This window comes from Spirillospora sp. NPDC127506 (assembly GCF_040302145.1).
Taxonomy (GTDB): Bacteria; Actinomycetota; Actinomycetes; order Streptosporangiales; family Streptosporangiaceae; genus Spirillospora.
Window position 1 is genome coordinate 44,704 of record NZ_JBEORG010000006.1, and the last position, 22,347, is coordinate 67,050.

The window sequence follows — 22,347 nt, forward strand, 5'->3', positions numbered from 1 at the left end:
GGGATGGAGATCGGGGAAGCGGTTCGGCGGATGGGGCTGGCCCGCACCCACCGAGACCGGTACTGGAACCGGGCGGTCAAGGTCACCGACGACACCGTCCAGAAGGCGGAGCCGGCGTGGCTCGAAGCGCTGCTCCGGGCGCTCCTGCGGATCCCGGAGGCCAAGCTGTTCCGGGTGGACCGCCCTTTGGCGAGCGAGGGTTTCGGGCGTCCCTCCTGCGCGTCCTTCCGGCGGACAGCACCGGTTCCACGGTGACCGGCGCGCGGCGGGTGGCGACCACCGACGTCCTCAGGACGCTCTTCTACGGTGCTGCCGGCGGGGGTGCGGCCGCCAGGCCGTCGAGCCGTCGCCGAGATCAGCGGAGAGCCGGGGCCGAGGCTCGCGGCCACGGCGTCCCGGCCGGATTGCAGGTCACGACTCGGTCGACTGACCGGCGGGTGAGACCGGTCGAGGCGGCGTGGTTTCAGCCGTCGCGTCCGACACCGCGGTCGGGTTCGGTCATGTCCCCGGTCCTGGGCGTGCCTTCGGCGAGGGCGTAGCGCAGGTGCACGGTGCCCGCCGGGCTGGCGGCCGGCGGTTCGAGGAGCGTGACGTTCGTGGGCACCTCGCCGCCGTCGAACACCTTCTTGCCGACGCCGAGCACGATCGGGTGCACCCAGAGGTTCAGGCGGTCGAACAGCTTCTCGTGCAGGAGGGTCTGCACCAGGTTCACGCTCCCGACGACTTTCACGTGCTCGTGCCGGTCGCGGACCTCGCGGACCGCCTCGGCCAGGTCCGGCCCGAGCAGTTCGGACCCTGCCCACGGCAGGTCGGGCTTGCCGCGGGACGCCACGTACTTGGGGACGCGGTTGAACAGCTCGGCGATCTTGTTGTCCTGGCCGCCCTGCTGGTGGGGCCAGTAGGCGGCGAAGATGTCGTAGGTGCGCCGGCCGAGCAGGAGGGCGTCGGTGCCCTCGTAGGAGGCTTCGATCTGCGCACCGGTGACCTCGTCGATCAAGGGCGCCTGCCAGCCGCCGAACGGGAAGCCCTCCGGGTCCTCCTCGGGTCCGCCGGGCGCCTGCGCGACGAGGTCGAGGGTCGTGAACAGCTCTATGTGGATGAGGCCCATGTCCTGCTCCTGATGGTCGGTCGTGCCAGTCAGGAGGTTGACCTGCGGGCGCCGCCGTATTCATCGCTCCGCCCACCAGATCTCCAAACGGACAGGTCAGACGGTGTTGTTCGTGCCTGTGCGAGGTACTTTCGCGTCGCCGCGGGAATGGGGCCCATGTGGGGGAGTGGTTCACACGGGAGATCGCGGACACCGGGCGGCTGCGGCTGTTCTGTTTCCTGCTCGCGTTCATCGCGGGGTTCCTGTTCATCCGGTTCAGCGTGCGGATGATCCGGCGGCAGGTCCGGTGGTGGCCGGGCAACGTCACACCCGGCGGGCACCACGTCCATCACGTGGTGTTCGGGCTCGTGTTCATGTGCGTCGGCGGTGTGGGCGGGCTCTCCGTCCAGGACGGCTCGTCCGGGTGGGCGGCGGCCACCGCGGCCGTGTTCGGAATCGGGACGGCGCTGGTCCTGGACGAGTTCGCGCTCGTCCTGCACCTGGAGGACGTCTACTGGAGCGAGCAGGGCCGCCTGTCGGTCGAGGTCGTGTTCATCACGATCGCGCTGTGCGGGTTGCTGCTGCTGGGCCTGCGGCCCATGGGCGTCGACGACGTGGCCGGGGACGGGCTGTGGGCGCTCACGGTCGTCCTGCTGTTCGATCTGCTCGTCGCCACGGTCGCCCTGCTGAAAGGCAAGGTCTGGACGGGGCTCATCGGCCTGTTCATCGGCGTGGTCGCGCTGGTCGGGGCCGTCCGGCTGGCGCGGCCCGGCTCGCCCTGGGCGCGGCGGAGGTACCGCCCGGGATCGCGGAAGGAGCGGCGGGCGCAGGTGCGCGAGCGCCGCTACCGGCTGCCCGTGCAGCGGCTCGGGGACTGGCTGAGCGACCTGATCGCCGGACGGCCGTCGATCAGCGGGGGCACCGGCGGAGCGGACGAGGGCGAACCCCGTCCCGGGAGGAGCCGGCGATCGAGCTGATTCCGCGGAGGTTTTTCGCCGGGGCGAGAACTCTCGCGGGGGCGTGCACGTCTGACTATTCGGCGGCCGTGGTCATCGGGGGACCACGGCCGCCGCCGAGCGGTCAGTACGGGGACGGGCCGCCGAACATCTCGCTGAGCCGCGGGGCCAGCTCGAAGTCGCCGCGCAGTTCCAGGCGGCCGTCCATGAGGAGGGTCGCCGGGTTCGCGTCGCCGGCGAGTATCCGCAGGAAGTCCGCCGTTTCCACGATGAGGGTCAGTGCCGGGTCATCGGCCGGCCCGGGGTGGGCGCGGGCCCGGTTCTCGCCGATGACGAGCGTCCACGTGGTGCGGGTCAGCCGGAACTCCAGCTCGCCCGTGAAGCCGCCCGCCGCGGACGGGTCGTAGGCGCGGGCCATCCCCGCGAAGAACAGGCGCTGCGCGCTCGGACCGAAACGCCGTTCGATCTGCTCGTCCGTCCGGCCGTGGACGAGCCTGTAGAAGCCCTGCCGGAACCGCCTGCGGCTCGCGGTGCGGACCTCCTCGCGCAGCGGGCGGCGCGACCGGTTCGCGCGGGCCACCTCCGCCTCCTCGTCGATGCGGTAGCCGGGCGGCGCCGCGCGGGCGGGGGCGCGGCGGGCGAGGGCGGCCTCGATGGCGGGGGCCAGCCGCTCCGCCTTCGCGGCCTCGCGCTCTTCGCGCCCCTCGGTGAAGTGCGGCAGGACGGCCTTCCCGAACAGTTCGAGCGACTCGCAGATGTGCTCGTGCCTGTTCGGCCCCGACTGCAGGACGAACGAGATCTGGTCGACGCCCGCCGACTCGTAGCGCTGGATCAGGTCGATGACCTGCGCGGGCGTCCCCACGGCCCCGCGCAGCGACCCGACGTTGACGTTCAGCGTCTCCGCGTTCGCGATGATCTGCTCGCGGGAGAAGCCGCGGGCCTCCCTGCGCTGCTGGAACTCCTCCCACACGTTCGTGCGCCCCGGATCGTGCGGGGTGGGGCCGTAGTAGTGCGCGAGCGCGAACGCGAAGAAGTGCGCCCCGTCGATGCCCCGCTCGATCGCCGTGGCCTCGTCCTCGTGCAGCATCATCGGCAGGACGACGGTCACGTTCGGGTTCACCGCGAACCCCGCCGGGACGCATTCCTCCGACGCGATGATGCGGTAGTACTCGTCCACCCACTTGCCGGCGTCCTCGGGCTCCACGAAGGAGAACGAGAGCGCCCCGATGCCGTTGCGGGCCGCGAACTGGATCGTCTCCCTCCGCGAGCACGCCACCCACAGCGGCGGATGCGGCTTCTGCACGGTCTTGGGCAGCACGTTCCGGGGCGGCATCCGGATGTACTCCGACGACCACCCGGCGAACGGCTCTTCGACGAACATCCGGGTGATGGCGTCGATGGCGTCCTGCCACTGGGCCCGCTTCTCGGTGCGCCGCACCCCGAACCCGCCGAGTTCGGCGCTCGAACTCGACTCCCCCGTCCCGAAGTCGACCCGCCCGTTCGACACCAGATCGAGCGTCGCGATGCGCTCCGCGATCCGCGCCGGATGGTTGACCGCCGGCGGCAGCTGGACGATCCCGTGCCCGAGCCGTATCCGCTTCGTCCGCTGCGACGCGGCGGCGAGGAAGACCTCCGGCGCGGACGAATGCGAGTACTCCTCAAGGAAGTGGTGCTCCACTTCCCACACGTAGTCGAACCCCACCCGGTCGGCGAGCTCCACCTGGTCGAGGGCGTCCTGGTAGAGCTTCAGCTCCTGCCCGTCGTTCCAGGGCCGCGGCAACTGGTGCTCGTAGAAGAGTCCGAAGCGCATGGGGACACCTCCCTCGGCGTTGACCAGGGATGACCGCCCGACCACCCGGTCCTGTCCCGCCAGCCTCTCCCGCATTGGACATCGAGTCAACATGCTCCAGGCCGGACGACGACCAAGCGCTCGCTTGACTGATGGCGCGCCCGACCGGCACCGTGAGGCCACCGGCCTGCGAGAGGAGTTCCATGGCGCCGCTGGACGGACTGCGGGTCCTCGATCTGACGATGTGGCGGCCCGGACCGTACGCGACGCAGCTGCTCGCGCAGCTCGGCGCGGACGTCATCAAGGTGGAGCCGCCCGGCGGGGAGCCGATGCGGATGTTCCGCGACCATTTCGACGTCCTCAACCGGCACAAGCGCAGCGTGGTGCTCGACCTGAAGTCGGACGGCGGCCGCGCGTCGCTCATGTCGCTGGCGGAGGGCGCCGAGGTGTTCGTCGAGGGGTTCAGACCCGGCGTCGCCGAGCGGCTGGGCGTCGGGCACGAGGCGCTGCGGAAGCTCAACCCGCGGCTCGTGTACTGCTCCATCTCCGGATACGGGGCCGAAGGGCCGCTCCGCGACGTGCCCGGGCATGACATCAACTACCGCGCGTACGCCGCCGCGCTCCCGCCCGACGCCGTCTCCCCGGAGGCGGACGAGCTGCCGCTCGCGGACATGTCGGCCGCCACGATGGCCGCGTTCGCGATCACCGCGGCCGTGCTCAAGGCCCGCGCGACCGGGGTGGGCGACCGCATCGACCTCGGGATGGCCGACGTCCTGGCGCACTGGGTCGGCACCGTTCCGGAGGCGACGCGGCGGTCGGGCGCCGGGCCCGTCCCCGGCTACGGCGTCTACCCCACGAAGGACGGCCGGAAGATCACGCTCGGTGTCGTGTCGGAGGAGCGGCTGTGGGCGGCGACCTGCCGCGCGCTCGGCATCGAGGAGCACGCCGGGGTCCCGTTCACGGAGCGGCTCGGCCGGATCGGGGAACTGGACGGGGCCGTGGCCGCCGCCGTGGCGAAGCTCACGATGGCGGAGGCCATGGAGCGGCTGAGCGCGGCCGGGGCGCCCGTCGCGCCCGTCCTCTCCCGCGCGGAGATGATCGCCCTCGACCACTTCGAGCTGCGGAAGATCCAGGAGGAGGGGCCCGTCCGGACGACCGTCCACCCGCCGCTGCCGGGCGGGACGGCCCCTGAGCTGGACGAGCACCGCGGCCGGGGCTGGCGTCTCACGCAGTGAAATTCAGGTGGGATTGTCCTACCTGTTTGGCATGCTTGTGACGTGAACGCGCGTGCGATGAGTCCGGTCCTGGTCGGCAGGGCGGCGGAGCTGGGGGAGCTGCGGGACGCGCTCGCCGCCGCGCCCGGAGCGGTGCTCGTCGGAGGCGACGCGGGGCTCGGCAAGACGCGGCTGATCAGGGAGTTCGCCCGTACGGCGGACGCGAACGTCCTGGTGGGCGGCTGCCTGGAGCTGGGCTCCGACGGCCTGCCGTTCGCGCCGTTCACGACCGTGCTGCGCGGCCTGGTGCGCGACATCGGCATCGAGGGGGTCGCCGGGCTCGTCCCGCGCGGCGACACCGGCGGCCTCGCCCGGCTGCTGCCGGAGTTCGGGGAGCCCGAGTCGGACGCCGCGTCCGGCGAGGAGCGGGCCCGGCTGTTCGAGGTCGTCCTGACGCTGCTGGAGCGGCTGGCCGAGAAGGGCCCGGTCGTGCTGGTCATCGAGGACGCCCACTGGGCCGACCGGTCCACCCGCGACCTGCTGGCGTTCCTGGTGCGCAACCTCGGCGTCGGCCCGGTGCTCATCGTGCTGACGTACCGGACGGACGAGCTGCACCGCGCCCATCCGCTGCGGCGGCTGCTCGCCGGGCTGGAGCGGCTCGAACGCGTCCGCCGGATGGAGCTCGGCAGGCTGGCCCGCGCCGACGTGTCCGCGCTGGTCACCGAGCTGCTCGGGCAGAGCCCGCCGCCCGGCCTCGTCGAGCGGATCGACGCCCGCAGCGAGGGCAACCCGCTGTTCATCGAGGCGCTGCTCGACGACGACGGCGAGCTGGCGTGCGAGCTGCCGGAGTCGCTGCGCGACCTGCTCCTCGCCGGCGTCCAGCGGCTCCCCGAGGAGACGCAGGACGTCCTGCGCGACGCGAGCGGCGGCAGCACCCGCATCGAGCACGCGCTGCTCGCGGCCGTGTCCGGGCTCGACGACGCCGCGCTGACCCGCACGCTCCGCCCCGCCGTCGCCGCGAACGTGCTCGTCGTGGACGGCGACGGGTACGCGTTCCGGCACGCGCTGATCCGCGAGGCCGTCCACGACGACCTGCTGCCGGGCGAGCACACGCGGCTCCACACCCGCTACGCCGAGGCCCTGGAGAACGATCCTTCGCTCGTGCCCGCCGGGCGGCTGTGGGTCGAGCTGAGCTACCACTGGAAGCAGGCCCACAACAGCCTGTGGGCGCTCGTCGCGTCCTGGCGCGCCGCGGGGGAGGCGCGCAAGGCGCTCGCCTACGCCGAGTGCCTGGCGATGCTCGAACGCGTCCTCCAGCTGTGGGACCGCGTCCCCGACGCGGTGGAGCGCATCGGCGCCGACTACGTCCGGGTCCTGATGGACGCGGCGACCGCCGCCGACCTCGCCGGCGAGTTCGACCGCGGCATCAAGCTCGTCACCGCCGCGCTCAAGGAGATCGAGGCGGCGGACGGCGAACACGACACCGAGCGCCGGGCGATGCTGCTGGAGCAGCGCGGCCGCATGCGGTACCAGATGGCGCGCCCCGGCTTCGTGGAGGACCTGCGCGCCGCGGTGCGGGCGCTGCCGGCCGACCCGCCGTCCGCGCTGCGCGCCCGCGCGCTGTCGACGCTCGGCAACTACGTGCGCATCACCACCGACATCGACGAGGCGCGCAACGTCGCGCGGGAGTCCCTCGCGATCGCGCGCAAGCTCGGCGACCCCGTCGCCGAGGCCGAGGCGCTCATCACGCTGTTCTGCGCCGACACCGACTACGGGTACGACGACGACCTCGCCGAGGTCGAGGCCGCCGCCGACCGCGCCGGCAACCACCCGGTGCTGCTCCGCTACTACGTGATCAAGTCGCATTTCCTGGAGGGCGCGGGGCGGCACGCCGAGGCCGCCGCCGTCGCCGCGCGCGGCAAGGAGCTGGCGCGCGAGTACGGGGTGGCGCGCACCCAGGGCACGTTCCTGTGCATCAACCAGGCCGAACCGCTGGTCTCCCTCGGCCGGTGGGACGAGGCGATGGCCGTGATGAACCACGCCCTGGAGCAGGACCCGGCGATCACCACCCGGACGTCCCTGCTCGTCCTGACCGGATGGGTGGCGCTGGCGCGCGGCGACCTGGCGACCGCGAAGGAGCGGCTCGAAACCTCCCGCGAGATCAAGAAGCTGAAGATGAAGTGGCTGAAGACGCAGGACTACTTCAGCACGCTCTGGCTGGAGGCCAACATCGCGCTGGCGGAGGGGCGGCCCGCCGCCGCGCTGGACGCGGTGCGGCCCGTCCTCGGCCACGCGGGCCTGCCGGACGACGCCCGCTACGCCTGGCCGGTGCTTGTCGCCGGCGCGGTGGCGTGCGCGGAGCTCGGCGACGCCGCCGGTGAGCTGGCCCGGATCGAGGAGCGCGCCGCCGGCCTGCGCTCCAGCGGGCCGCTGCAGCGCGCGCACTCCCTGACGTTCGACGCCGAACTGGCCCGCGCCCGGGGCGTCCTCGACCCGGGCGCGTGGGAGAAGGCCGCCGCCGCGTGGGAGGAGCTCGGCAACCCGTACCAGCGGGCCCGGGCGCTGCTCCGGTTCGCGGAGGCGACGCTGGCGGGCGGCGACCACGACGGCGCGGCGGCCATGCTGCGCACCGCCGCCGAGCTGGCCGGGGAGCTGGGCGCCCGGCTGCTCGCCGAGCAGATCGCCGACCTGCTGCGCCGCACCCGGGCGCCGCGCCGCGGCGACGCGTCGGCGCCGCTCGGGCTGACGCCCCGCGAGTTCGAGGTGCTGCGCCTCGTCGCCGAGGGGCGCAGCAACCGCGAGATCGCCGAGGCGCTGTTCATCTCGGTGAAGACGGCGAGCGTCCACGTGTCGAACATCCTCGGCAAGCTGGACGTGGCGAGCCGCGGCGAGGCCGCCGCCACCGCCCACCGCCTGGCGCTGTTCGCCGAACCCGGCACGCGCGTGTGATTCGGCGGCGGGGGACCTCCCCTCCCGGATCCCCCGCCCCGAACCGTCGGACCACACGGGAACTTCGTGGCCGGCCGTCCGGGGCGCGTCCCGCGGGAGCAGGCGGTGCTCCTCCGTGCGGAGAGGCGGTCCGAGACCCGTCCGGCCACTGCCCAGTGTCGTGCGCGCGGGGCCCGGAAGGGGCGCGGGACATACCCTTTGGGACGAAAGAAAAAAGCGACGGCGACGGGCCGCATTCCGTGACCCGTCACCGTGGCCGCGATCGGGCGGGTCAGCGCGGGACGCGCGCCACGCAGAACACCGTCTGCCCGAACGGCGGCCTCACGAACCGCTCGATGGTGCGGGTCAGCGGCACGACCGTCCGGTCGTAGATCTTGACGAGCTTCGGGTCGGGGTACCCGGCGCCGCCGCGGCGGACCGCGAACCACCAGGCGATGCCGCCGAGGAAGTTGATCGGCTTCAGCACTTCGGGGACGAGCCCCGCCTCCCGGACGGACGCCTCCAGCGTCGCCGGCGTGTACCGGGTGACGTGCCCGACCTTGCGGTCGAAGTCGCCGTAGAGCTGCATGTAGCCGGGCACCCAGATGACGATGCGGCCGCCGGGCTCGGTGACGGCGGCGAGGTCGCGGAGCGCCTGCACGTCGTCCTTGATGTGCTCCAGGACGTTCATCATCACGACCGTGTCGACCTTCCGCCGGATCTCGATCTCGGCCGGCAGGGCCAGGTCGATGACCTCGACGTCGTCGTTGCCGTCGTAGCGCTTGCGCAGCTCGCCGACGCAGTACGGGTCGTTGTCGCTGACGACGAGGTAGTCGAGGCGCCCGGCGAACTGCTCGGAGAAGTGCCCGAGGCCGGAGCCGACCTCCAGCATGGACCGGCCCACGTGCGGTGCGACGGTCTCGTACTCGTACTTGCGGTAGTTGCGGGCCTCGTCCCCGCCCAGATGGTTCTCCAGCGCACCCTCCCCGGCGGCCGGCTGGACGACGTCCCCGTCGGGTGCCGGCGCGGCGGCCGGTGCGGCCTTCTTCGGGCCGCTGCCGAGAAGGTTGAGGAGGGTGCCTGCGATGGACTTCTTCTGACCAGGTGACTGCATACTTCCCGCTCGCTGGGTGCGTTGGCGTTCGGCTTCTCGTTCGCCGGATCGAAGAACCGGCCCGCGCGGGGCGCGTCCGATCTCAGGCGCGAAGGTCGGGTCAGTCTATCCATGCGTGCACGCGGCGCGGCCCGCGGTGACCGCGCCGGACCCGTCCGCGGCGGCGTGTCGCCCGGCCGGCGGCGGACGGGTCAGCCGATCGTGCGGTGCACGGACTCCTTCTCGCTCGGGCCCGGCTCGGACGGCGCGATCCACGGCCCCGGGATGGACGGGTCGAGGACGCCCTCCTCCACCCAGGCGAAGTCCCCGGCGAGGACGGCCCGCGCCAGCTTCACGTCCATCGCGTCGGTGTTGCGCCACAGCCCGTCGAACAGCTCCTCGACGCGGACGCGCGCCTGCCGGCAGAACGCGTCGGCGAGCAGCAGCGCCGACTTGCCGGGCGCCGCGCCGCCGATGCCCCCGTCCGGCGAGGCGTCGGCGTGGGCGCGGACGCACACCGCGCTCATCGCGTACAGCTCGGCGCCGATGTCGACCATCCGGCCGAGGAAGCCCTGCTTGCGCTCCAGCCCGCCCTGCCAGCGGCCGGCCGCGTAGAAGATCGACCGGGCGAGCTTGCGGGACGCCCGCTCCACGTACCGCAGGTGCTTGGCGAGCGGCCCGAACTCGGTGTAGGAGTTCGGCCGCTGCCCGGCGCCGGTGACGAGCGTCGGCAGCCAGCGCGCGTAGAAGCCGCCCGCCCTGGCCGCCGCCCGCGCCTTCTGCCCGGGGGACGCGTCCGGGTCGATGATGTCGCCGGCGACCGACAGGTGCGCGTCCACCGCCTCGCGGGCGATCAGCAGGTGCATGATCTCGGTGGAGCCCTCGAAGATCCGGTTGATGCGCAGGTCGCGCACCAGCTGCTCCACCGGCACGCCCCGCTCGCCGCGCGCCGCGAGGGACTCGGCGGTCTCGTAGCCGCGGCCGCCGCGCACCTGCATCAGCTCGTCCGCGGCGCGGCACGCCATCTCCGAGGACCACAGCTTCGCGAGGGCCGCCTCGATCCGGATGTCGTTGCGCTCGTCGTCCGCCAGCTGGCCGGACAGGTCGAGCATCGCCTCCATCGCGTACGCGGTCGCCGAGATGAACGCGATCTTGCGGGAGATGGCCTCGTGCTCGCCGACCGGCCGGCCCCACTGCACCCGCTCCTTCGACCATTCGCGCGCGATCTTCGCGGCCCATTTGCCGCTCGCCGCGCACATGGCGGGCAGCGACAGCCGCCCGGTGTTCAGCGTGGTGAGCGCGATCTTAAGGCCCGCGCCCTCGGCGCCGACGAGGTTCTTCTTCGGGACGCGGACGTCGTGGAACCGCGTCACGCCGTTCTCGATGCCGCGCAGCCCCATGAACGCGTTGCGGTTCTCCACCGTGATGCCGGGCGTGCCCATGTCCACGATGAACGCGGAGATGCCGCCGCGGTGCCCGTCCGACTTCGGGACGCGGGCCATCACGACGACGAGGTCGGCGATGACGCCGTTCGTCGTCCACAGCTTGACGCCGTTGAGGACGTAGTCGTCGCCGTCCGGGACGGCGGTGGCGCGCAGCCGGGCCGGGTCCGAGCCGACGTCCGGCTCGGTCAGCAGGAACGCGCTGACCTGCCGGGCGCAGCGCGGCAGCCACTCGTCCTTCTGCTCCGGCGTGCCGAACTTCGCGACCGGCTGCGGGACGCCGATGGACTGGTGCGCCGACAGCAGCGCGCCGAGCGCCGGCGACACCGACCCGGCCACCATCAGCGCGCGGCCGTAGTAGAGCTGGCTGAGGCCGAGCCCGCCGTACTTCTCCGGGATCTTCATGCCGAGCGCGCCGAGGTCCCGCAGCCCCTGGACCACCTCGTCCGGGATGCGCGACTCGCGCTCGATCAGCGCCCCGTCCACCCGGGTCGCGCAGAACTCGGTCAGCCGGGCGAGGAACTCCTCGCCCTTGCGCCGGTCCTCGGCGTCCGGCCGCGGGTGCGGGTGGATGAGGTCGAGCCGGAAATCGCCGAGGAAGAGCTGCTTGCCGAAGCTCGGCAGCCGCCATTCGGTCTCCCGCGCCTCTTCGGCGACCTTCCGGGCCGTCCGCTCGTCGACATGCGTGTGGGTCTGCTGGCTCATGCTGATCGCATTTCCCGTGGCCGGGGCGGGAAACCATGGCCGGATCGGGAAACCCCGCCCGGATCGGCGTCCGGGAGTGGTCCAATGGGACCGGGCCGCCGCCGCAGGCTCCACCGGATTGGGCAAAGAGGGGTTCGCCGAGCGAAATGGGTGAGACGCGCAAACCCACGCTCATCGCCTCGGTGCAGCGCGCCCTGCGGCTCATGGAGGCGGTGGCGTCCCATCCGAACGGCGCGCCCGCCAAGCAGCTGGCGCGCGAGGCGAAACTCCCCCTCGCCACCGCCTACCACCTGCTGCGCACCCTCGCCCACGAGGGCTACGCGACCCGGCTGCCGGACGGCTTCTGGGTGCTCGGCGACCGCGTCGAGACGCTGCACGAGCGGAGCCGGACGCAGCAGCTCCTCACCCGGCTCCGCCCCACCCTCGTCGAGCTGCGGGACGAGCTGGGCGTCGCGGCCTATTTCGGCATGAACGTGGACGACGAGATCCGCCTCATCGACGTCGCCGACGGCCCCCGCGCCCCGCGCGTCGACCTGCGGGTCGGCTTCGAGGACGCCGCGCACGCCACCGCGATCGGCAAGTGCGTGCTGAGCCAGTTCGACGAGGAGCGCCGCCGCGACTACCTGTCCCGGCACCCCCTCGTCGACCTGACCCCGCACACCATCACCGAGCCGGGGCGCCTGCTGCGCTCGCTGGCCTCGCCCACCGCGCTGCAGTTCGACCGCGAGGAGTACGCCCTCGGCACCGGCTGCGCCGCCGTCTCGGTGACGGACGCGACCGGTTCGGTGGTCGGCGCCCTGGCGATCTCGTGCCGTCCGGGCAGGCTGCCGCGGATCGAGCGGTCGGCGCACCGGCTGCGGGCGACCGCCGAGCGCATCCAGCGTGTGCTGTCCCTGCCCGGCTGAGAGATGCGCCGGTGACACTGGATCGCCGCCACCGGCGCGCCCGGGGCGCCGGACGTGTGAACGACGCGCCGGTGGCGATGAGCGCGGCCTCTAGGAGACGCGGCGGCGCGTCCAGTGGAAGCAGAAGCCGGACAGGCCCAGGGTGAGGGCGGCGAACAGCCCGGTCTCGGCCCACTGCAGCGGCCAGAAATGGCCGGCCGGATGGAAGGTGACCCGCTGCTTGTAACCGAGCCGCGCGATCTCGGTGAAGCACGCCTTGGAGGGCCCGCCGTCAGGGTCCGCGTTCGGGTCCTGCGGGCCGGGCGCCATCCGCGGCGGGGCGCACGGCCCCGACATCAGGGAGGCGGGCAGGCCGGCCGGGCGCCCGGACGCGTCGACCGTGTGGTTCGTGATCGTCCACGCCCCCGGTTCCGCGTCCGTCTGCACCGTCATGACCTTGGACCCCTGGTCGAGCGTCATCTGCGACAGGTTCTCCAACGTGATCGGCACGGTGGCCCGCTCGGCCGGGAGGAGGTGGGCGCGGACCCACACCAGCATCGCCACCTGGACGCCGACGAACACCACCAGGGTGATCGCCATGGCGGTGAGGGTGCGGCGGGTGAGGACGCCCATCGTGACGCCGAGCGCGAAGGCGAAGGCCGCGTAGCCGATCGGGACGATGCCGTGCGCGCTGAACGCCACCGGCGCCATCCGCGGGAACCGGTCGGCGACTGCCTCGTCCAGGGGAGCGGCCCACCAGTTGGCCGCGCGGACGGCGAGCCCGGCGGCGACCATGGCCGCCAGGCCGACGACGCCGAGCTTGACGGCCAGCCAGCGGGTCCGCGTGATGCTCTGGTTCCACGCGAGCCGGTGCGTGCCGCTCTCCAGTTCGCGCGCGATGAGCGGCGCGCCCCAGAAGAGGCCGATGACGGCCGGCAGCAGTATCACGAGGCCGAGCAGGGCTCCGTACTGCACCTGGTGGTCGTTGAAGAACATCCTGGAGAAGTTCGAGCAGGCGTCCCGCGAGCCGCACGCCGCGAGCCCGCGGTCGTACCTGCCGGACAGGCCGGGCCCGCTCGCCGCGAGGGCCGCGCCGAGGAGGGCGAGCCCCCCGAACACCATCGCGGCCTGGACGCGGAACTGCCGCAGCGTCAACCAGATCATCGGATCGCCTCCAGCGTGGGGCGGCGCGGGGTCGCGGTCATGTAGGCGAGGACGAGGTCCTCCAGGCCGACCTGCCCGACCGTCCAAGCCGGGTCGAGGATCGGGCCGTCCGACCGGACGATGAACGTGCTCTGCCGGTCGGTGTGGCTCTCGGACACGATGTGCTGGTCCTCCGGCAGCGTGTCCCGGCGGGGCCCGCTGAGCCGGTGGTGGGTCGCGAGCAGTTCGTCGACGTCCCCGGCGACCCGCACGCGCGAATCCACGAGCACGATCAGGTAGTCGCACGTCCGCTCAAGGTCGGACACCAGGTGGGAGGACAGGACGACGCTCAGCGAGTGCTCGGCGACGGCCTCCATGAGCCCCTGCAGGAACTCCCTGCGCGCCAGCGGGTCGAGCGCGGCGACCGGCTCGTCCAGGATCAGCAGTTCGGGCCGCTTGGCGATGCCCAGCGTCAGCGCCAGCTGGGCGCGCTGCCCGCCGGACAGCTTCCCGGCCCTGTGCCCGAGGCCGAGCCCGAGCCGCCCGATCCGCTCGCGCGCGAAGGCGTCGTCCCACCGCGGGTTGAGCCGGGCGCCGAGCTTCAGATGATCGCCGATGCTGAGCGAGGAGTACGTCGGCGTGTCCTGCGCGACGTACCCGACCTTGGCGAGCTGCTCGGGGCCGCTCGCCGGGACCCCGCCCAGCACCCGGATGCTCCCGGCCGTCGGCCGGATCTGCCCCACGGCCAGGTTCAGCAGCGTCGTCTTCCCGGCGCCGTTCGGCCCGACGAGGCCGACGATGCGGCCTTCGGGGATGTCCAGCGTGCAGTCGGCCAGCGCCCAGCGCTTCCCGTACCGCTTGCCCAGGCCCTCGGCCTGCAGGACGGCGCTCATGCTATGTCCGCCTGACTCGCGGACCGAAAGGTCGTCATGAACAACGCCTCGATGCTCTCCTCGTCCAGCCCCGCCATCCGCGCCTTGGCGAGCCAGCGCTCCAGCTCCTTGCGCAGCGGCCCGTGCGCGGCGAGCGACTCGCCGGCCAGCGTCCGCGTCACGAACGTCCCGACCCCCGGGCGCGGCGCGACGAGGCCCTCGTGCTCCAGCTCCCGGTACGCCTTGAGGACGGTGTTCGGGTTGATCGCGAGCTGCGCCACCACGTCCTTGACCGTGGGCAGCTGGTCCCCGACCCGCAGCAGATCGAGCCGCAGCGCGTGCCGCACCTGCCGGACGAGCTGCATGTAGGGCGACACCCCCGACCCGGAGTCCAGATGGAACTCGATCACCGCCACCTCCATTTAACTAGGATGCTAGTACTTTAGATGTGCAGTACACCCCGCTGTCAATGCGATGGGACGCCCCGGACATCACCAAATTCGAGCAAGACGGGACACATCAGGCGGCTGACCGGGCATGACGCCGGCATGTCCACATGGAGCAACGACGACCTGGCCCGCCTCGGCGGCGCCGACGAGATCCAGATCGCACCGGAGAACAGCGACGGCACGCTGCGGAGCCCGACCACGATCTGGATCGTCCGCAGCGGCGAAGACATGTACGTGCGCTCGGTCAACGGCCCCGAAGGCCACTGGTACCGGGCCGCCGAGCACACCCACCGCGGCCAGATCCGAGCCGACGGCACGAGCAAGGACGTCGCCTTCGTCGACGAGCCAGACCCGTCCGTCAACGAGCAGGTCGACGCCGCCTACATGTCCAAGTACGGCAGCATGCCCCAGGTCGAGCCGATGACGCAGCCCGGCCCCCGAGACACGACCCTGAAACTCGTCCCCCGCTGACCGCCCACAAGGTCAACCCCCTCACCGTGCCCGGCCATCTCGGCGGGGGTAGACGACGGTGGGTCGCCGGCGAGACCGCTGAGTCGGTGGCCACGGCCTACCGCACCACGGCCGGAAGCCGCGGGGCACCACCGTCGAATACGAGGTCCGCATGGGGTGACTTCCCCCGCCTGCAAATCACCAACGGGATCCTGGCGGCCAGCCCACGCCGATCCCGTGCTCGCGAACGAGGCCCGTCCGGGTCATCAAGTTCGCCTTACTTGATGAGGGCGGACGCGGGGGGAGTAGGCCTGACCGATCGATTGCAGGTTCGCGGACGGCCCACGCTCGGGGATCAGGCCACATCGACGCCGTGGTCGCGGGCCAGGCCGCCTAGGCCGTCTGCCCAGCCCTGGCCGAGGGCGCGTAGTTTCCAGACGGGCTGGCCGTTGCACGAGCGTCTGACCCGGCGCAAGCTCGACGGGCGCGGCGACCTGCACGTTCGTCCCTTGTGCCATGCCCGGATGCGGTGCGCGTGGGTACGGTGCCGCGGATTGTGCGGGCGGCGTATTGAACGACGGCGCGGGCGCGGCGTGCTGCGGTGGCGGTGTGTGGAAGGAATGTGCCGGTTGCGGGGCGGCGGGGTGTGGGGGTGGCGGCTGCAAAGAGGGGGCCGGGGTGGGCTGTGACCAGGGCGGCGGTGGAGCTTGGAGCGGGGGCGCCGGTGCAGTGGCCTGCTTCCACTCGGCGAACGACTTCAGAGCGTACGGGTCGGACGGTGGTGGGGCGGCGGGTTCCGGTGTCGCTTCCGGGACGTCCTCTATCTGGGCTAGGAGGGCTTCCAGGCCGGGGATCTTTGTGGTGTCGAGGGGCTTGACCGACGTGGAGAGGTTGCCGGATGCGGTCGTGCGCACCGAGCAGTCCACGTCCTCGGCGATGTCCAGGAAGCGGAGTGCGTCTTCCGGACGGCGCCAGGGGACGGATGCGACGGCCTGGCGCGTCCAGCGGCCGTAGGCGACTATGCCCAGGCGCTGAGTGTCGGGCATCCGGGTCAGGACGGCCAGGTCGATCGCGGTGATGCCGGGCGCGGTCGCGAACGCCTCGTTGAGGGTCGCGATGATGTTGGAGCCCATGGACGTGAGCCACCACAGGAGCCGGTCGCGCTTCGTCAGCGTCTTCAGGGTCGGACGGCAAGCTCACCCTGACGCCAGACCAGGGCCTGTTGACTGGAGTGGACACCACATTCCCGGTGTACATCGACCCGGTGTGGGGAGCGCACAAGGCCGGGGCGTGGGGAATGGTGTGCATGGGCTGGTGTTCACCAGGTCTGACGGGGCGCCGATCACTCCGAGCACCGTCAACCGGCACTTCGGCCGGCTGTGCGACACGGCCGGGATCCGCCGCGTCAGGTTTCATGATCTTCGACATTCCTGCGCCACGCTGCTGCTGGAACAAGGCATCGACCTGGCCACGATCAAGGACCTGCTCGGGCACTCCCAGATCCACGTCACCGCTGACGTGTACGCCCATGTCAGGCCCCGCCTGCAACGCGACGCCATCGAAGCCATGGGCCACGCCCTCAACCACGACGACCATACCGGCGACCAGGAAGACGAAGGAGACGACCCGCCGAGCTCAGCGGCCGTCGCCTGAACCCTGAGCGATCAAGCCCCGGCGCAGCTACCCCAGCCGCGCCGGGGCTCACCCTCTCCACCACCAGCATCCGAGTGCACCTCTGCCGCGCCACCGGGGCCGAGCCCGGGCCGGAACGGCAGGCGCCCGGGGACCGGATGGGCCTGGTCGGGAACACCGACGAAAGGAGACGGGCCGCTCAGCCTCCGGCTGAGCGGCCGGTCACTGCCTGCGCGGGCCGGCCTGGAAGGTGCCCGGCTGAGCCGGTCTCGCGGACGAATGGGGGCGGCTGGGGACGTGCGCGGGTGACCGTGACCACTGCCGCCCTGGCGAGCACGTGCCGGACGTGCGTACCTTGACCTGCGGTGGTGGGCCTCCGTCGCTCCGCGGTCGACACGATGGTCACGACCCGCAGTTCGGTAATGGCCGGGAGGTGCGAGAAGAGCCGTAGCCGACCGAGGGCCACCATGTCGGTGCGCGAGTTGCCGGGGCCCGAACCTGACCGCAGACAGCGGTGTGGGAGTCGTCAACCGTGGCAGGGCAACGGCGGACATTGGCGCCATGAAGCGACAGGCACCGGCCACGGCACGTCAACGCGCACACGTCCGGCAGGTGTCCGCCAGACCCCAGGTGGTGATGATCATCCGCGCACGTGGCCAGCCCGCCTGATCACACTGTGAGACCGGCTCAACCGGGCACTTTCCAGGCAAGCCCGCGACCAGCCGTAGTGCCCCTGCTGCGGTTGATCGGTCAGGCGGCGTGGGTGTCGGCGCCGCGCAGGATGTACTGGTCGTCGCCGAATACCGCGGAGATCTGGATCTGGCCGCCGAGGGCCTGGACGTAGCGGGCGATGGCGTCGACGGTGGAGACCTCGCCGCGTTCGATCTGGGAGACGCGGCTCTTGGTCACGCCCATCTTGTCGGCGACGTCGGTCTGAGACAGGCCGACGGCCTTGCGGCGTTCGGCGAGCCGGTGGCCGTCGATGTAGGCCTGGTTGCGCTTGCGGGCCTCGGCAACGGCTTCCTCGCCGCCTGCCGCTGTGACGACGTCAGCGCGGACCTCACTCCACTTGGGGAAACTCGTCATCGCTGCTCCTCCTCGACCTGGCGTTCCTTCAAATACTCCTCGTACAGGTCTTCGGCGCGGGGGATGGCCTGCTTGTACCAGCCCGACCAGTTACCGGACTTATCGCCACCGGTCAGCAGGATGGCCGACCGCCACGGGTCGAACACGAACAAGATCCGAATCTCCGACCGGCCTGCCGAACCGGGGCGCAGCTCCTTGAGGTTGTGCAGCCGGGAGCCCTCGATGCGGTCCACGAGTGGACGGCCCAGTCCTGGACCGGCCTCAGCGAGACGGTCGATGGCATCAACGACCTGAGCCCTCGACCGCTCATCCAGGGTGTCGATCCAGGCGAGCAGCTCGTTGGTGACGCGGATCTCCCTCTCCTCCACACCAGAGAGTGTAGCGAATCCTTTACCACCGTGCCGGGCGCCGGACGCGGTTGCACCTTGCTTCTGGATCGCTTCTGGATCGCGTCGAGGTGAACCCGGGGCTTCCAACCCTCGATCAGGCGGATGAAGCTCAAGATCACACTGACTGGCTGTGCGCCCGTGTTGCCGTCACCGTAGCCGTCACGAACCACAACAGCAGATCACGGCATCCGGAAAACCGCAGGTGGCAGACGCCGTTCACCATCCGTAAATCGCGCTGGCGACCAGAATCGCCGCACACCTACTATGTGCTGGCGAGCGAGACACCGGTACTCGTTCACAACCGCAGCTGCGGCGTCGCCCGTAACGAGAAGGGGCAGTTCACATCTGGGGAGAATGCGGACGCGGCCCGTGGGCGCCAGACACACTTGAACTACAGGAATGCTCTGGGGGCTGGGTACGACTTCGAAGTCACGCTTCCGAGTGGGCTCCGGCCTGATGCGGTCGACTGGAAGAACCGCGTTGTGCGTGAATTGAAGTCGGACGCGAAGAGCAGCCAGGCGACGGCCCGGTGATCGTCGATGGGTGGGACTTCGGTGCCGGGCAGCTCTTGACGCCCGGTGATGTGGCCAGCATGTTCCGCGTCGATCCGAAGACCGTCACTCGATGGGCCGATGACGGCAAGCTGGCGTCCATTCGCACGCTTGGTGGCGTCCGCCGGTTCAGCCGTCAGCAGGTCGAATACCTCATGTACGGGGGCGGTGTGCGGTGACGAACGGGCTGGTGCGGGCGGTCGGCCGATGGCGACTGGTTCTGGAGGCGCGGACCCTGGTCGGCCATGAGGCGGCGGTGCGGCGACTAGAGGTCCTACGGGTCGCGCTGCTGCCGCTGGGGTGGCGGTGCGTCGGGCTGTACGACCGGCGCGAGTTCCGGTTCCCGGTGCCGTTGTTGTGGGTTTACGCCAGCGGGTATGTCCATGACATCGGCGCCGTTGTCACGGTGCGGGCGTTGCCGGGCGAGAGGTGGGGGTACTTCGAGGCCGGCAACGGGCGGGACGGGTTCGTCCGTCCTTGCGGCGATGTCAAGGCGGCGGCCGAAGCTCTCGACCTCATCCTCAAACACCGCTTGTTCCCGTGCCGGGAGTGGGCCTGACCTGGCGACGACGGCTGTGACACGAATCCTGTGGGCGTTCTGATGGGACGGGGACCAGTGGGTGCGACCCTTCATGCAGTGCCGCCAATGTGGACGCCCGCATGCGCGCGTATGTAGGTTCTAGCGGCTCAGGGCGAGGGACCCGCCGAGAGAGGAAGCTCAATGCCATCAGTGGGCCCGGCGCTCGTCCAGATCCTCATCGCCGTCGGAGTGGTCGCGTTGATCTTTTCGGCGGGCACGGTCTTCTTCAGGTTCCCAGCGTGGGTGGATCAGGTGACGTCGACGCCGTGGGCGCGGGCTAGGCCGCCTAGGCCGTCCGTCCAGCCTTGGCCTAGGGCTCGGAGTTTCCAGGCGGGGCGGCCGTTCACGGTGTGGCGGTAGAACTCGGCCATCACCATCGCGGAGATGGATGGGTCTGGCGGTGGGCGGAACGTCCAGGTTGCGCCGGTGATGCAGCGCATGTGCAGCGCCGCGTAGGTGAGGGCGGCGCAGGTCAGGCCGGTGTCGACGTCCATGTTGATGGAGACCGCGACCCGGTGAACGTCCTCCGGCAGTGCGGACAGGTGCAGGCCGGCCTGCTCGGTCATCACTTGGCCCTCGGGCTGCTTCCCGAGGAGCCGTGCTGCTCCTCCGGCTGCCGCTGGCTGGTGGTAGAAGACGAAGTCCTCGTCGCCGCGCACTTTGCCCGACTCGTCGAGCAGGAGGAGCGTCAGGTCGGCGTCCGCCCCCGCGAACGCGAATGCGATCAGGAGCCCTTGCAGCGCTTCGTCGGGGAGGACGAGCGTTTGCCCTGGTGACAGGTCGACAGGAGCGGCGATCTGTGGCCCCGTCCCATGCATCATGGGTGGTTGCGACGCGCTGGGGTGCGGGGGCGCGGATTGTGCGGGCGGTGTGTTGGACGGATGCGCGGGTGCGGCGTACTGCGGTGGTGTGGGGCGGAGTGGCGCGGGTTGTGGGGGCAGCGCATTGAAGGAATGCGCAGGTGTGGCGGGCTGGGGTCGAGGCGGGGGTTGGAAGGAGTTTGCAGGTGCGGTGGGTTGCGGTGTATCCGGGCGGAACTCGGGTTGTTGGGTCGGGAGCTGGGAGAAGTGTTCAGGCGCGGCGGGTTGGGGGCGGAAGTGCGGGACGGGGGCGGTTGTCTGCTTCCACTCGGCGAACGACTTCAGGGCGTACGGGTCGGACGGTGGTGGGGCGGCGGGTTCCGGTGTCGCTTCCGGGACGTCCTCTATCTGGGCTAGGAGGGCTTCCAGGCCGGGGATCTTTGTGGTGTCGAGGGGCTTGACCGACGTGGAGAGGTTGCCGGATGCGGTCGTGCGCACCGAGCAGTCCACGTCCTCGGCGATGTCCAGGAAGCGGAGTGCGTCTTCCGGACGGCGCCAGGGGACGGATGCGACGGCCTGGCGCGTCCAGCGGCCGTAGGCGACTATGCCCAGGCGCTGAGTGTCGGGCATCCGGGTCAGGACGGCCAGGTCGATCGCGGTGATGCCGGGCGCGGTCGCGAACGCCTCGTTGAGGGTCGCGATGATGTTGGAGCCCATGGACGTGAGCCACCACAGGAGCCGGTCGCGCTTCGTCAGCGTCTTCAGGGTCGGACGGCCGGCGGGTGTCAGGCCCGGCGTCTGCGTGGGGAGCGTGTCCAGGTCGGGCTGGCGCATCACGATGGACAGGACCGTCCCGTCCAGCCCCACTGCGCTACCGGCGGCCGGATTGTCGGAGAAGGCCGTGTTGACCGCCTCGCAGACGGTGTCCTCATCGTTTTCGTTGAGCGCGCGCCACCACTGAGCGGCGGCTTCGTGGAGCCGCCTGTGGACGTCAGCCAGGCGTGCCTGCTCGGCGGCCAGGTAGGCGGGAGCGTCTTGTTCGGCGGCCTGGCGGGCGGCAGCTCGGTCGGCGCGGGCGAAGCGGCCGATGCCGGCCAGGTGGAAGGACTGCGCTTCCGCGAGGGCCCAGGGGAGCGCGAGTTGCGGTGGCTGCGGCACGAAGGGTGGTTGCGCCTGCGGGAAGGTTTGCAGGTGGACGCTGGTCGTCTGGCGGCGGAGTTCTTCGAGGTGCGCTATCGCCGCGTCCCGCTGGGCCTCCTGTTCGGCGCGTTCGGCCTGGCGGCGGGCGCGTTCGAGTTGGGCCGGGGTGGGGCCGACGTTGCGGGGACGCGCAGGACGTTTCGCGGTTGACCTGCGGCGGGAGCCGCCGACGGAGGTCGATGCGAAGAACGGGCCCATGCCGCTGGAGACTGCCGTCCTGCGGCCGCCGCCCATGTGGATGCGGGCGGCGCGGGGCCCGACGGACGTCCGCACGCCCCGGCTCGACACGCGCACGCTCACCCCTGGCACGCCCACACGGAAACCGAAACCCACTGCCTCACCTCCGTCGTCCCTGGTGGGACGCCTGACGGCCCGGCCCGGTGTACTCGGCGGCGGACGCGTGCAACCTGTCGGGGCATCCGGCGCATCAGGCGGGCGTCGGCGGCCGACAACGTCGACGGGTACGCGCGGACGGTGCTGGTTAGAGCTCCTGGCCGAGCAGCGGGGCCGCGTCCGGGTCGCGGAGCGGATGCCGGACGCGGCCGTCGAGCCCGCCGACCACGCGGGCGGCGATCGAGTACCCGAACGCCGTCTTCGACGAGGGGTCCGGGCCGGAAGAGCTGGTCCGGCAGTCGGCCGCGCCTCAGGCCGAGGCGAACTCCTGAGCCTTCGCGAACTGGACTTGAACCGGCATCTCGCTCACGGTCGGCCAGTTCGGGGTGGCGCCGCCTGCAGCATGCGCGGCTGTGCGGATGAGGTCCAGGGCCCGTCCCATAGCGGTTGTGGGGTCCGCCGTGTTGAGGATCAGCAGTTCGACCGTGATGGTGCTCGTCTCGGCGTTGGTGCTGACCGCCGAGTCGGTGAAGTCGCTGTTGCAGTCCTCGAGCCTGAGAAGCTCCTCCATCACCCGCTCGCCGTGGGCGTGGACATCTTCCACTCTGGTCCCCGGTGCCAGGAGCAGTTGGAACTCAAGGCAGAGCTGGGAGGCTTCCGTCTCGCTCATGGTCCTTCCTCCTCCTCGATGTCCACTGGTGAGCAGACCCTCTGGCACGAGCTCACAGCCCCGATGTCGCCCCAGCCCATAGCGCCCCCGTGAT

21 protein-coding genes are annotated in these 22,347 nt (G+C 71.4%); 10 read left to right on the forward strand and 11 right to left on the reverse strand.

Annotated features, from left to right (window positions below; genetic code table 11):
• Positions 1 to 3: 3 nt before the first annotated feature.
• The gene (locus tag ABTW95_RS08675; protein ID WP_500225745.1) at positions 4 to 255 is read left to right on the forward strand and encodes a hypothetical protein; all 252 of its coding nucleotides are present in this window, start codon (positions 4 to 6) and stop codon (positions 253 to 255) included.
• 208 nt (positions 256 to 463) lie between these two features.
• On the opposite strand, the gene ABTW95_RS08680 is transcribed toward ABTW95_RS08675, so the two are convergent.
• Positions 464 to 1,108 carry a dihydrofolate reductase family protein gene (locus ABTW95_RS08680; protein ID WP_396451386.1) on the reverse strand — a complete coding sequence of 215 codons (645 nt, stop codon included), beginning with the start codon at positions 1,106 to 1,108 and terminating at the stop codon, positions 464 to 466.
• Between the two features lie 158 nt (positions 1,109 to 1,266).
• Here ABTW95_RS08680 and ABTW95_RS08685 point away from each other — a divergent pair, with 158 nt between their 5' ends.
• Complete coding sequence (locus tag ABTW95_RS08685; protein ID WP_396451387.1) at positions 1,267 to 2,064, forward strand: hypothetical protein; 798 nt, start codon at positions 1,267 to 1,269, stop codon at positions 2,062 to 2,064.
• Positions 2,065 to 2,167: 103 nt separating this feature from the next.
• Here the strand turns inward: ABTW95_RS08685 and ABTW95_RS08690 are convergent, their stop codons facing one another.
• On the reverse strand, positions 2,168 to 3,853 hold the full coding sequence (locus tag ABTW95_RS08690) for an LLM class flavin-dependent oxidoreductase (RefSeq protein ID WP_500225746.1): 1,686 nt from the start codon (positions 3,851 to 3,853) through the stop codon (positions 2,168 to 2,170).
• 182 nt (positions 3,854 to 4,035) lie between these two features.
• On the opposite strand from ABTW95_RS08690, the gene ABTW95_RS08695 reads away from it, so the two are divergent.
• Positions 4,036 to 5,067: a CaiB/BaiF CoA transferase family protein gene (locus ABTW95_RS08695; RefSeq protein ID WP_396452197.1), complete on the forward strand. Its 1,032-nt coding sequence runs from the start codon at positions 4,036 to 4,038 to the stop codon at positions 5,065 to 5,067.
• 57 nt (positions 5,068 to 5,124) lie between these two features.
• Positions 5,125 to 7,995 carry a helix-turn-helix transcriptional regulator gene (locus tag ABTW95_RS08700; RefSeq protein ID WP_500225925.1) on the forward strand — a complete coding sequence of 957 codons (2,871 nt, stop codon included), beginning with the start codon at positions 5,125 to 5,127 and terminating at the stop codon, positions 7,993 to 7,995.
• A 271-nt stretch (positions 7,996 to 8,266) separates the two neighbouring features.
• Here the strand turns inward: ABTW95_RS08700 and ABTW95_RS08705 are convergent, their stop codons facing one another.
• Positions 8,267 to 9,088, reverse strand: a complete 822-nt coding sequence (locus ABTW95_RS08705; protein ID WP_396452201.1) for a class I SAM-dependent methyltransferase — start codon at positions 9,086 to 9,088, stop codon at positions 8,267 to 8,269.
• A 191-nt stretch (positions 9,089 to 9,279) separates the two neighbouring features.
• A complete protein-coding gene (locus ABTW95_RS08710) occupies positions 9,280 to 11,214 on the reverse strand; it encodes an acyl-CoA dehydrogenase family protein (RefSeq protein WP_500225749.1) in 1,935 nt (644 codons plus the stop codon).
• Between the two features lie 146 nt (positions 11,215 to 11,360).
• Here ABTW95_RS08710 and ABTW95_RS08715 point away from each other — a divergent pair, with 146 nt between their 5' ends.
• On the forward strand, positions 11,361 to 12,119 hold the full coding sequence (locus ABTW95_RS08715; RefSeq protein WP_396452204.1) for an IclR family transcriptional regulator: 759 nt from the start codon (positions 11,361 to 11,363) through the stop codon (positions 12,117 to 12,119).
• 90 nt (positions 12,120 to 12,209) lie between these two features.
• Here ABTW95_RS08715 and ABTW95_RS08720 read toward each other — a convergent pair whose 3' ends face one another.
• The 3 genes from ABTW95_RS08720 to ABTW95_RS08730 are packed head-to-tail and all read right to left on the reverse strand — an operon-like array spanning position 12,210 to position 14,523.
• Positions 12,210 to 13,262, reverse strand: a complete 1,053-nt coding sequence (locus tag ABTW95_RS08720) for an ABC transporter permease (protein ID WP_396452205.1) — start codon at positions 13,260 to 13,262, stop codon at positions 12,210 to 12,212.
• Complete coding sequence (locus tag ABTW95_RS08725) at positions 13,259 to 14,134, reverse strand: ABC transporter ATP-binding protein (RefSeq protein WP_396452206.1); 876 nt, start codon at positions 14,132 to 14,134, stop codon at positions 13,259 to 13,261. Before ABTW95_RS08725 ends, ABTW95_RS08720 begins: the two co-directional genes overlap by 4 nt.
• A complete protein-coding gene (locus ABTW95_RS08730; RefSeq protein ID WP_500225753.1) occupies positions 14,131 to 14,523 on the reverse strand; it encodes a GntR family transcriptional regulator in 393 nt (130 codons plus the stop codon). The genes ABTW95_RS08725 and ABTW95_RS08730 overlap by 4 nt, the downstream gene beginning before the upstream one ends.
• 138 nt (positions 14,524 to 14,661) lie before the next feature.
• On the opposite strand from ABTW95_RS08730, the gene ABTW95_RS08735 reads away from it, so the two are divergent.
• Both ABTW95_RS08735 and ABTW95_RS08740 read left to right on the forward strand, forming a co-directional pair.
• The gene (locus tag ABTW95_RS08735) at positions 14,662 to 15,033 is read left to right on the forward strand and encodes a DUF2255 family protein (RefSeq protein WP_396452210.1); all 372 of its coding nucleotides are present in this window, start codon (positions 14,662 to 14,664) and stop codon (positions 15,031 to 15,033) included.
• 1,110 nt (positions 15,034 to 16,143) lie between these two features.
• Positions 16,144 to 16,665: a tyrosine-type recombinase/integrase gene (locus ABTW95_RS08740; RefSeq protein ID WP_500225755.1), complete on the forward strand. Its 522-nt coding sequence runs from the start codon at positions 16,144 to 16,146 to the stop codon at positions 16,663 to 16,665.
• A gap of 729 nt (positions 16,666 to 17,394) precedes the next feature.
• On the opposite strand, the gene ABTW95_RS08745 is transcribed toward ABTW95_RS08740, so the two are convergent.
• Together ABTW95_RS08745 and ABTW95_RS08750 are read right to left on the reverse strand one after the other, a co-directional pair.
• Positions 17,395 to 17,730, reverse strand: coding sequence for a helix-turn-helix domain-containing protein (locus ABTW95_RS08745; RefSeq protein WP_396455203.1), 336 nt, complete (start codon positions 17,728 to 17,730; stop codon positions 17,395 to 17,397).
• Positions 17,727 to 18,098, reverse strand: coding sequence for a type II toxin-antitoxin system RelE/ParE family toxin (locus ABTW95_RS08750; RefSeq protein WP_396455201.1), 372 nt, complete (start codon positions 18,096 to 18,098; stop codon positions 17,727 to 17,729). Before ABTW95_RS08750 ends, ABTW95_RS08745 begins: the two co-directional genes overlap by 4 nt.
• An 89-nt stretch (positions 18,099 to 18,187) precedes the next feature.
• Between ABTW95_RS08750 and ABTW95_RS08755 the strand changes: the two genes are divergently transcribed.
• From ABTW95_RS08755 to ABTW95_RS08765, 3 genes are read left to right on the forward strand one after another with little or no spacing between them, the layout of a single operon-like run.
• Positions 18,188 to 18,652: a hypothetical protein gene (locus ABTW95_RS08755; protein WP_396455199.1), complete on the forward strand. Its 465-nt coding sequence runs from the start codon at positions 18,188 to 18,190 to the stop codon at positions 18,650 to 18,652.
• Positions 18,652 to 18,849 carry a BldC family transcriptional regulator gene (locus ABTW95_RS08760; protein WP_500225926.1) on the forward strand — a complete coding sequence of 66 codons (198 nt, stop codon included), beginning with the start codon at positions 18,652 to 18,654 and terminating at the stop codon, positions 18,847 to 18,849. The genes ABTW95_RS08755 and ABTW95_RS08760 overlap by 1 nt, the downstream gene beginning before the upstream one ends.
• Positions 18,846 to 19,229, forward strand: a complete 384-nt coding sequence (locus ABTW95_RS08765; protein WP_500225759.1) for a hypothetical protein — start codon at positions 18,846 to 18,848, stop codon at positions 19,227 to 19,229. Before ABTW95_RS08760 ends, ABTW95_RS08765 begins: the two co-directional genes overlap by 4 nt.
• A gap of 269 nt (positions 19,230 to 19,498) precedes the next feature.
• On the opposite strand, the gene ABTW95_RS08770 is transcribed toward ABTW95_RS08765, so the two are convergent.
• Both ABTW95_RS08770 and ABTW95_RS08775 read right to left on the reverse strand, forming a co-directional pair.
• Positions 19,499 to 21,583, reverse strand: a complete 2,085-nt coding sequence (locus tag ABTW95_RS08770; protein ID WP_500225762.1) for a TerD family protein — start codon at positions 21,581 to 21,583, stop codon at positions 19,499 to 19,501.
• 310 nt (positions 21,584 to 21,893) lie between these two features.
• Positions 21,894 to 22,253, reverse strand: coding sequence for a hypothetical protein (locus tag ABTW95_RS08775; RefSeq protein WP_500225765.1), 360 nt, complete (start codon positions 22,251 to 22,253; stop codon positions 21,894 to 21,896).
• Positions 22,254 to 22,347: the final 94 nt, after the last annotated feature.

Bases quoted from the DNA above. Each gene is read 5' to 3' on its own strand.
- ABTW95_RS08715 (WP_396452204.1), top strand. From the start codon at position 11,361: ATGGGTGAGACGCGCAAACCCACGCTCATCGCCTCGGTGCAGCGCGCC.
- ABTW95_RS08745 (WP_396455203.1), bottom strand. From the start codon at position 17,730: ATGACGAGTTTCCCCAAGTGGAGTGAGGTCCGCGCTGACGTCGTCACA.
- ABTW95_RS08705 (WP_396452201.1), bottom strand. From the start codon at position 9,088: ATGCAGTCACCTGGTCAGAAGAAGTCCATCGCAGGCACCCTCCTCAAC.
- ABTW95_RS08775 (WP_500225765.1), bottom strand. From the start codon at position 22,253: ATGAGCGAGACGGAAGCCTCCCAGCTCTGCCTTGAGTTCCAACTGCTC.
- ABTW95_RS08680 (WP_396451386.1), bottom strand. From the start codon at position 1,108: ATGGGCCTCATCCACATAGAGCTGTTCACGACCCTCGACCTCGTCGCG.
- ABTW95_RS08700 (WP_500225925.1), top strand. From the start codon at position 5,125: ATGAGTCCGGTCCTGGTCGGCAGGGCGGCGGAGCTGGGGGAGCTGCGG.
- ABTW95_RS08740 (WP_500225755.1), top strand. From the start codon at position 16,144: ATGGACGTGAGCCACCACAGGAGCCGGTCGCGCTTCGTCAGCGTCTTC.
- ABTW95_RS08735 (WP_396452210.1), top strand. From the start codon at position 14,662: ATGTCCACATGGAGCAACGACGACCTGGCCCGCCTCGGCGGCGCCGAC.
- ABTW95_RS08675 (WP_500225745.1), top strand. From the start codon at position 4: ATGGAGATCGGGGAAGCGGTTCGGCGGATGGGGCTGGCCCGCACCCAC.
- ABTW95_RS08710 (WP_500225749.1), bottom strand. From the start codon at position 11,214: ATGAGCCAGCAGACCCACACGCATGTCGACGAGCGGACGGCCCGGAAG.
- ABTW95_RS08695 (WP_396452197.1), top strand. From the start codon at position 4,036: ATGGCGCCGCTGGACGGACTGCGGGTCCTCGATCTGACGATGTGGCGG.
- ABTW95_RS08725 (WP_396452206.1), bottom strand. From the start codon at position 14,134: ATGAGCGCCGTCCTGCAGGCCGAGGGCCTGGGCAAGCGGTACGGGAAG.
- ABTW95_RS08690 (WP_500225746.1), bottom strand. From the start codon at position 3,853: ATGCGCTTCGGACTCTTCTACGAGCACCAGTTGCCGCGGCCCTGGAAC.
- ABTW95_RS08720 (WP_396452205.1), bottom strand. From the start codon at position 13,262: ATGATCTGGTTGACGCTGCGGCAGTTCCGCGTCCAGGCCGCGATGGTG.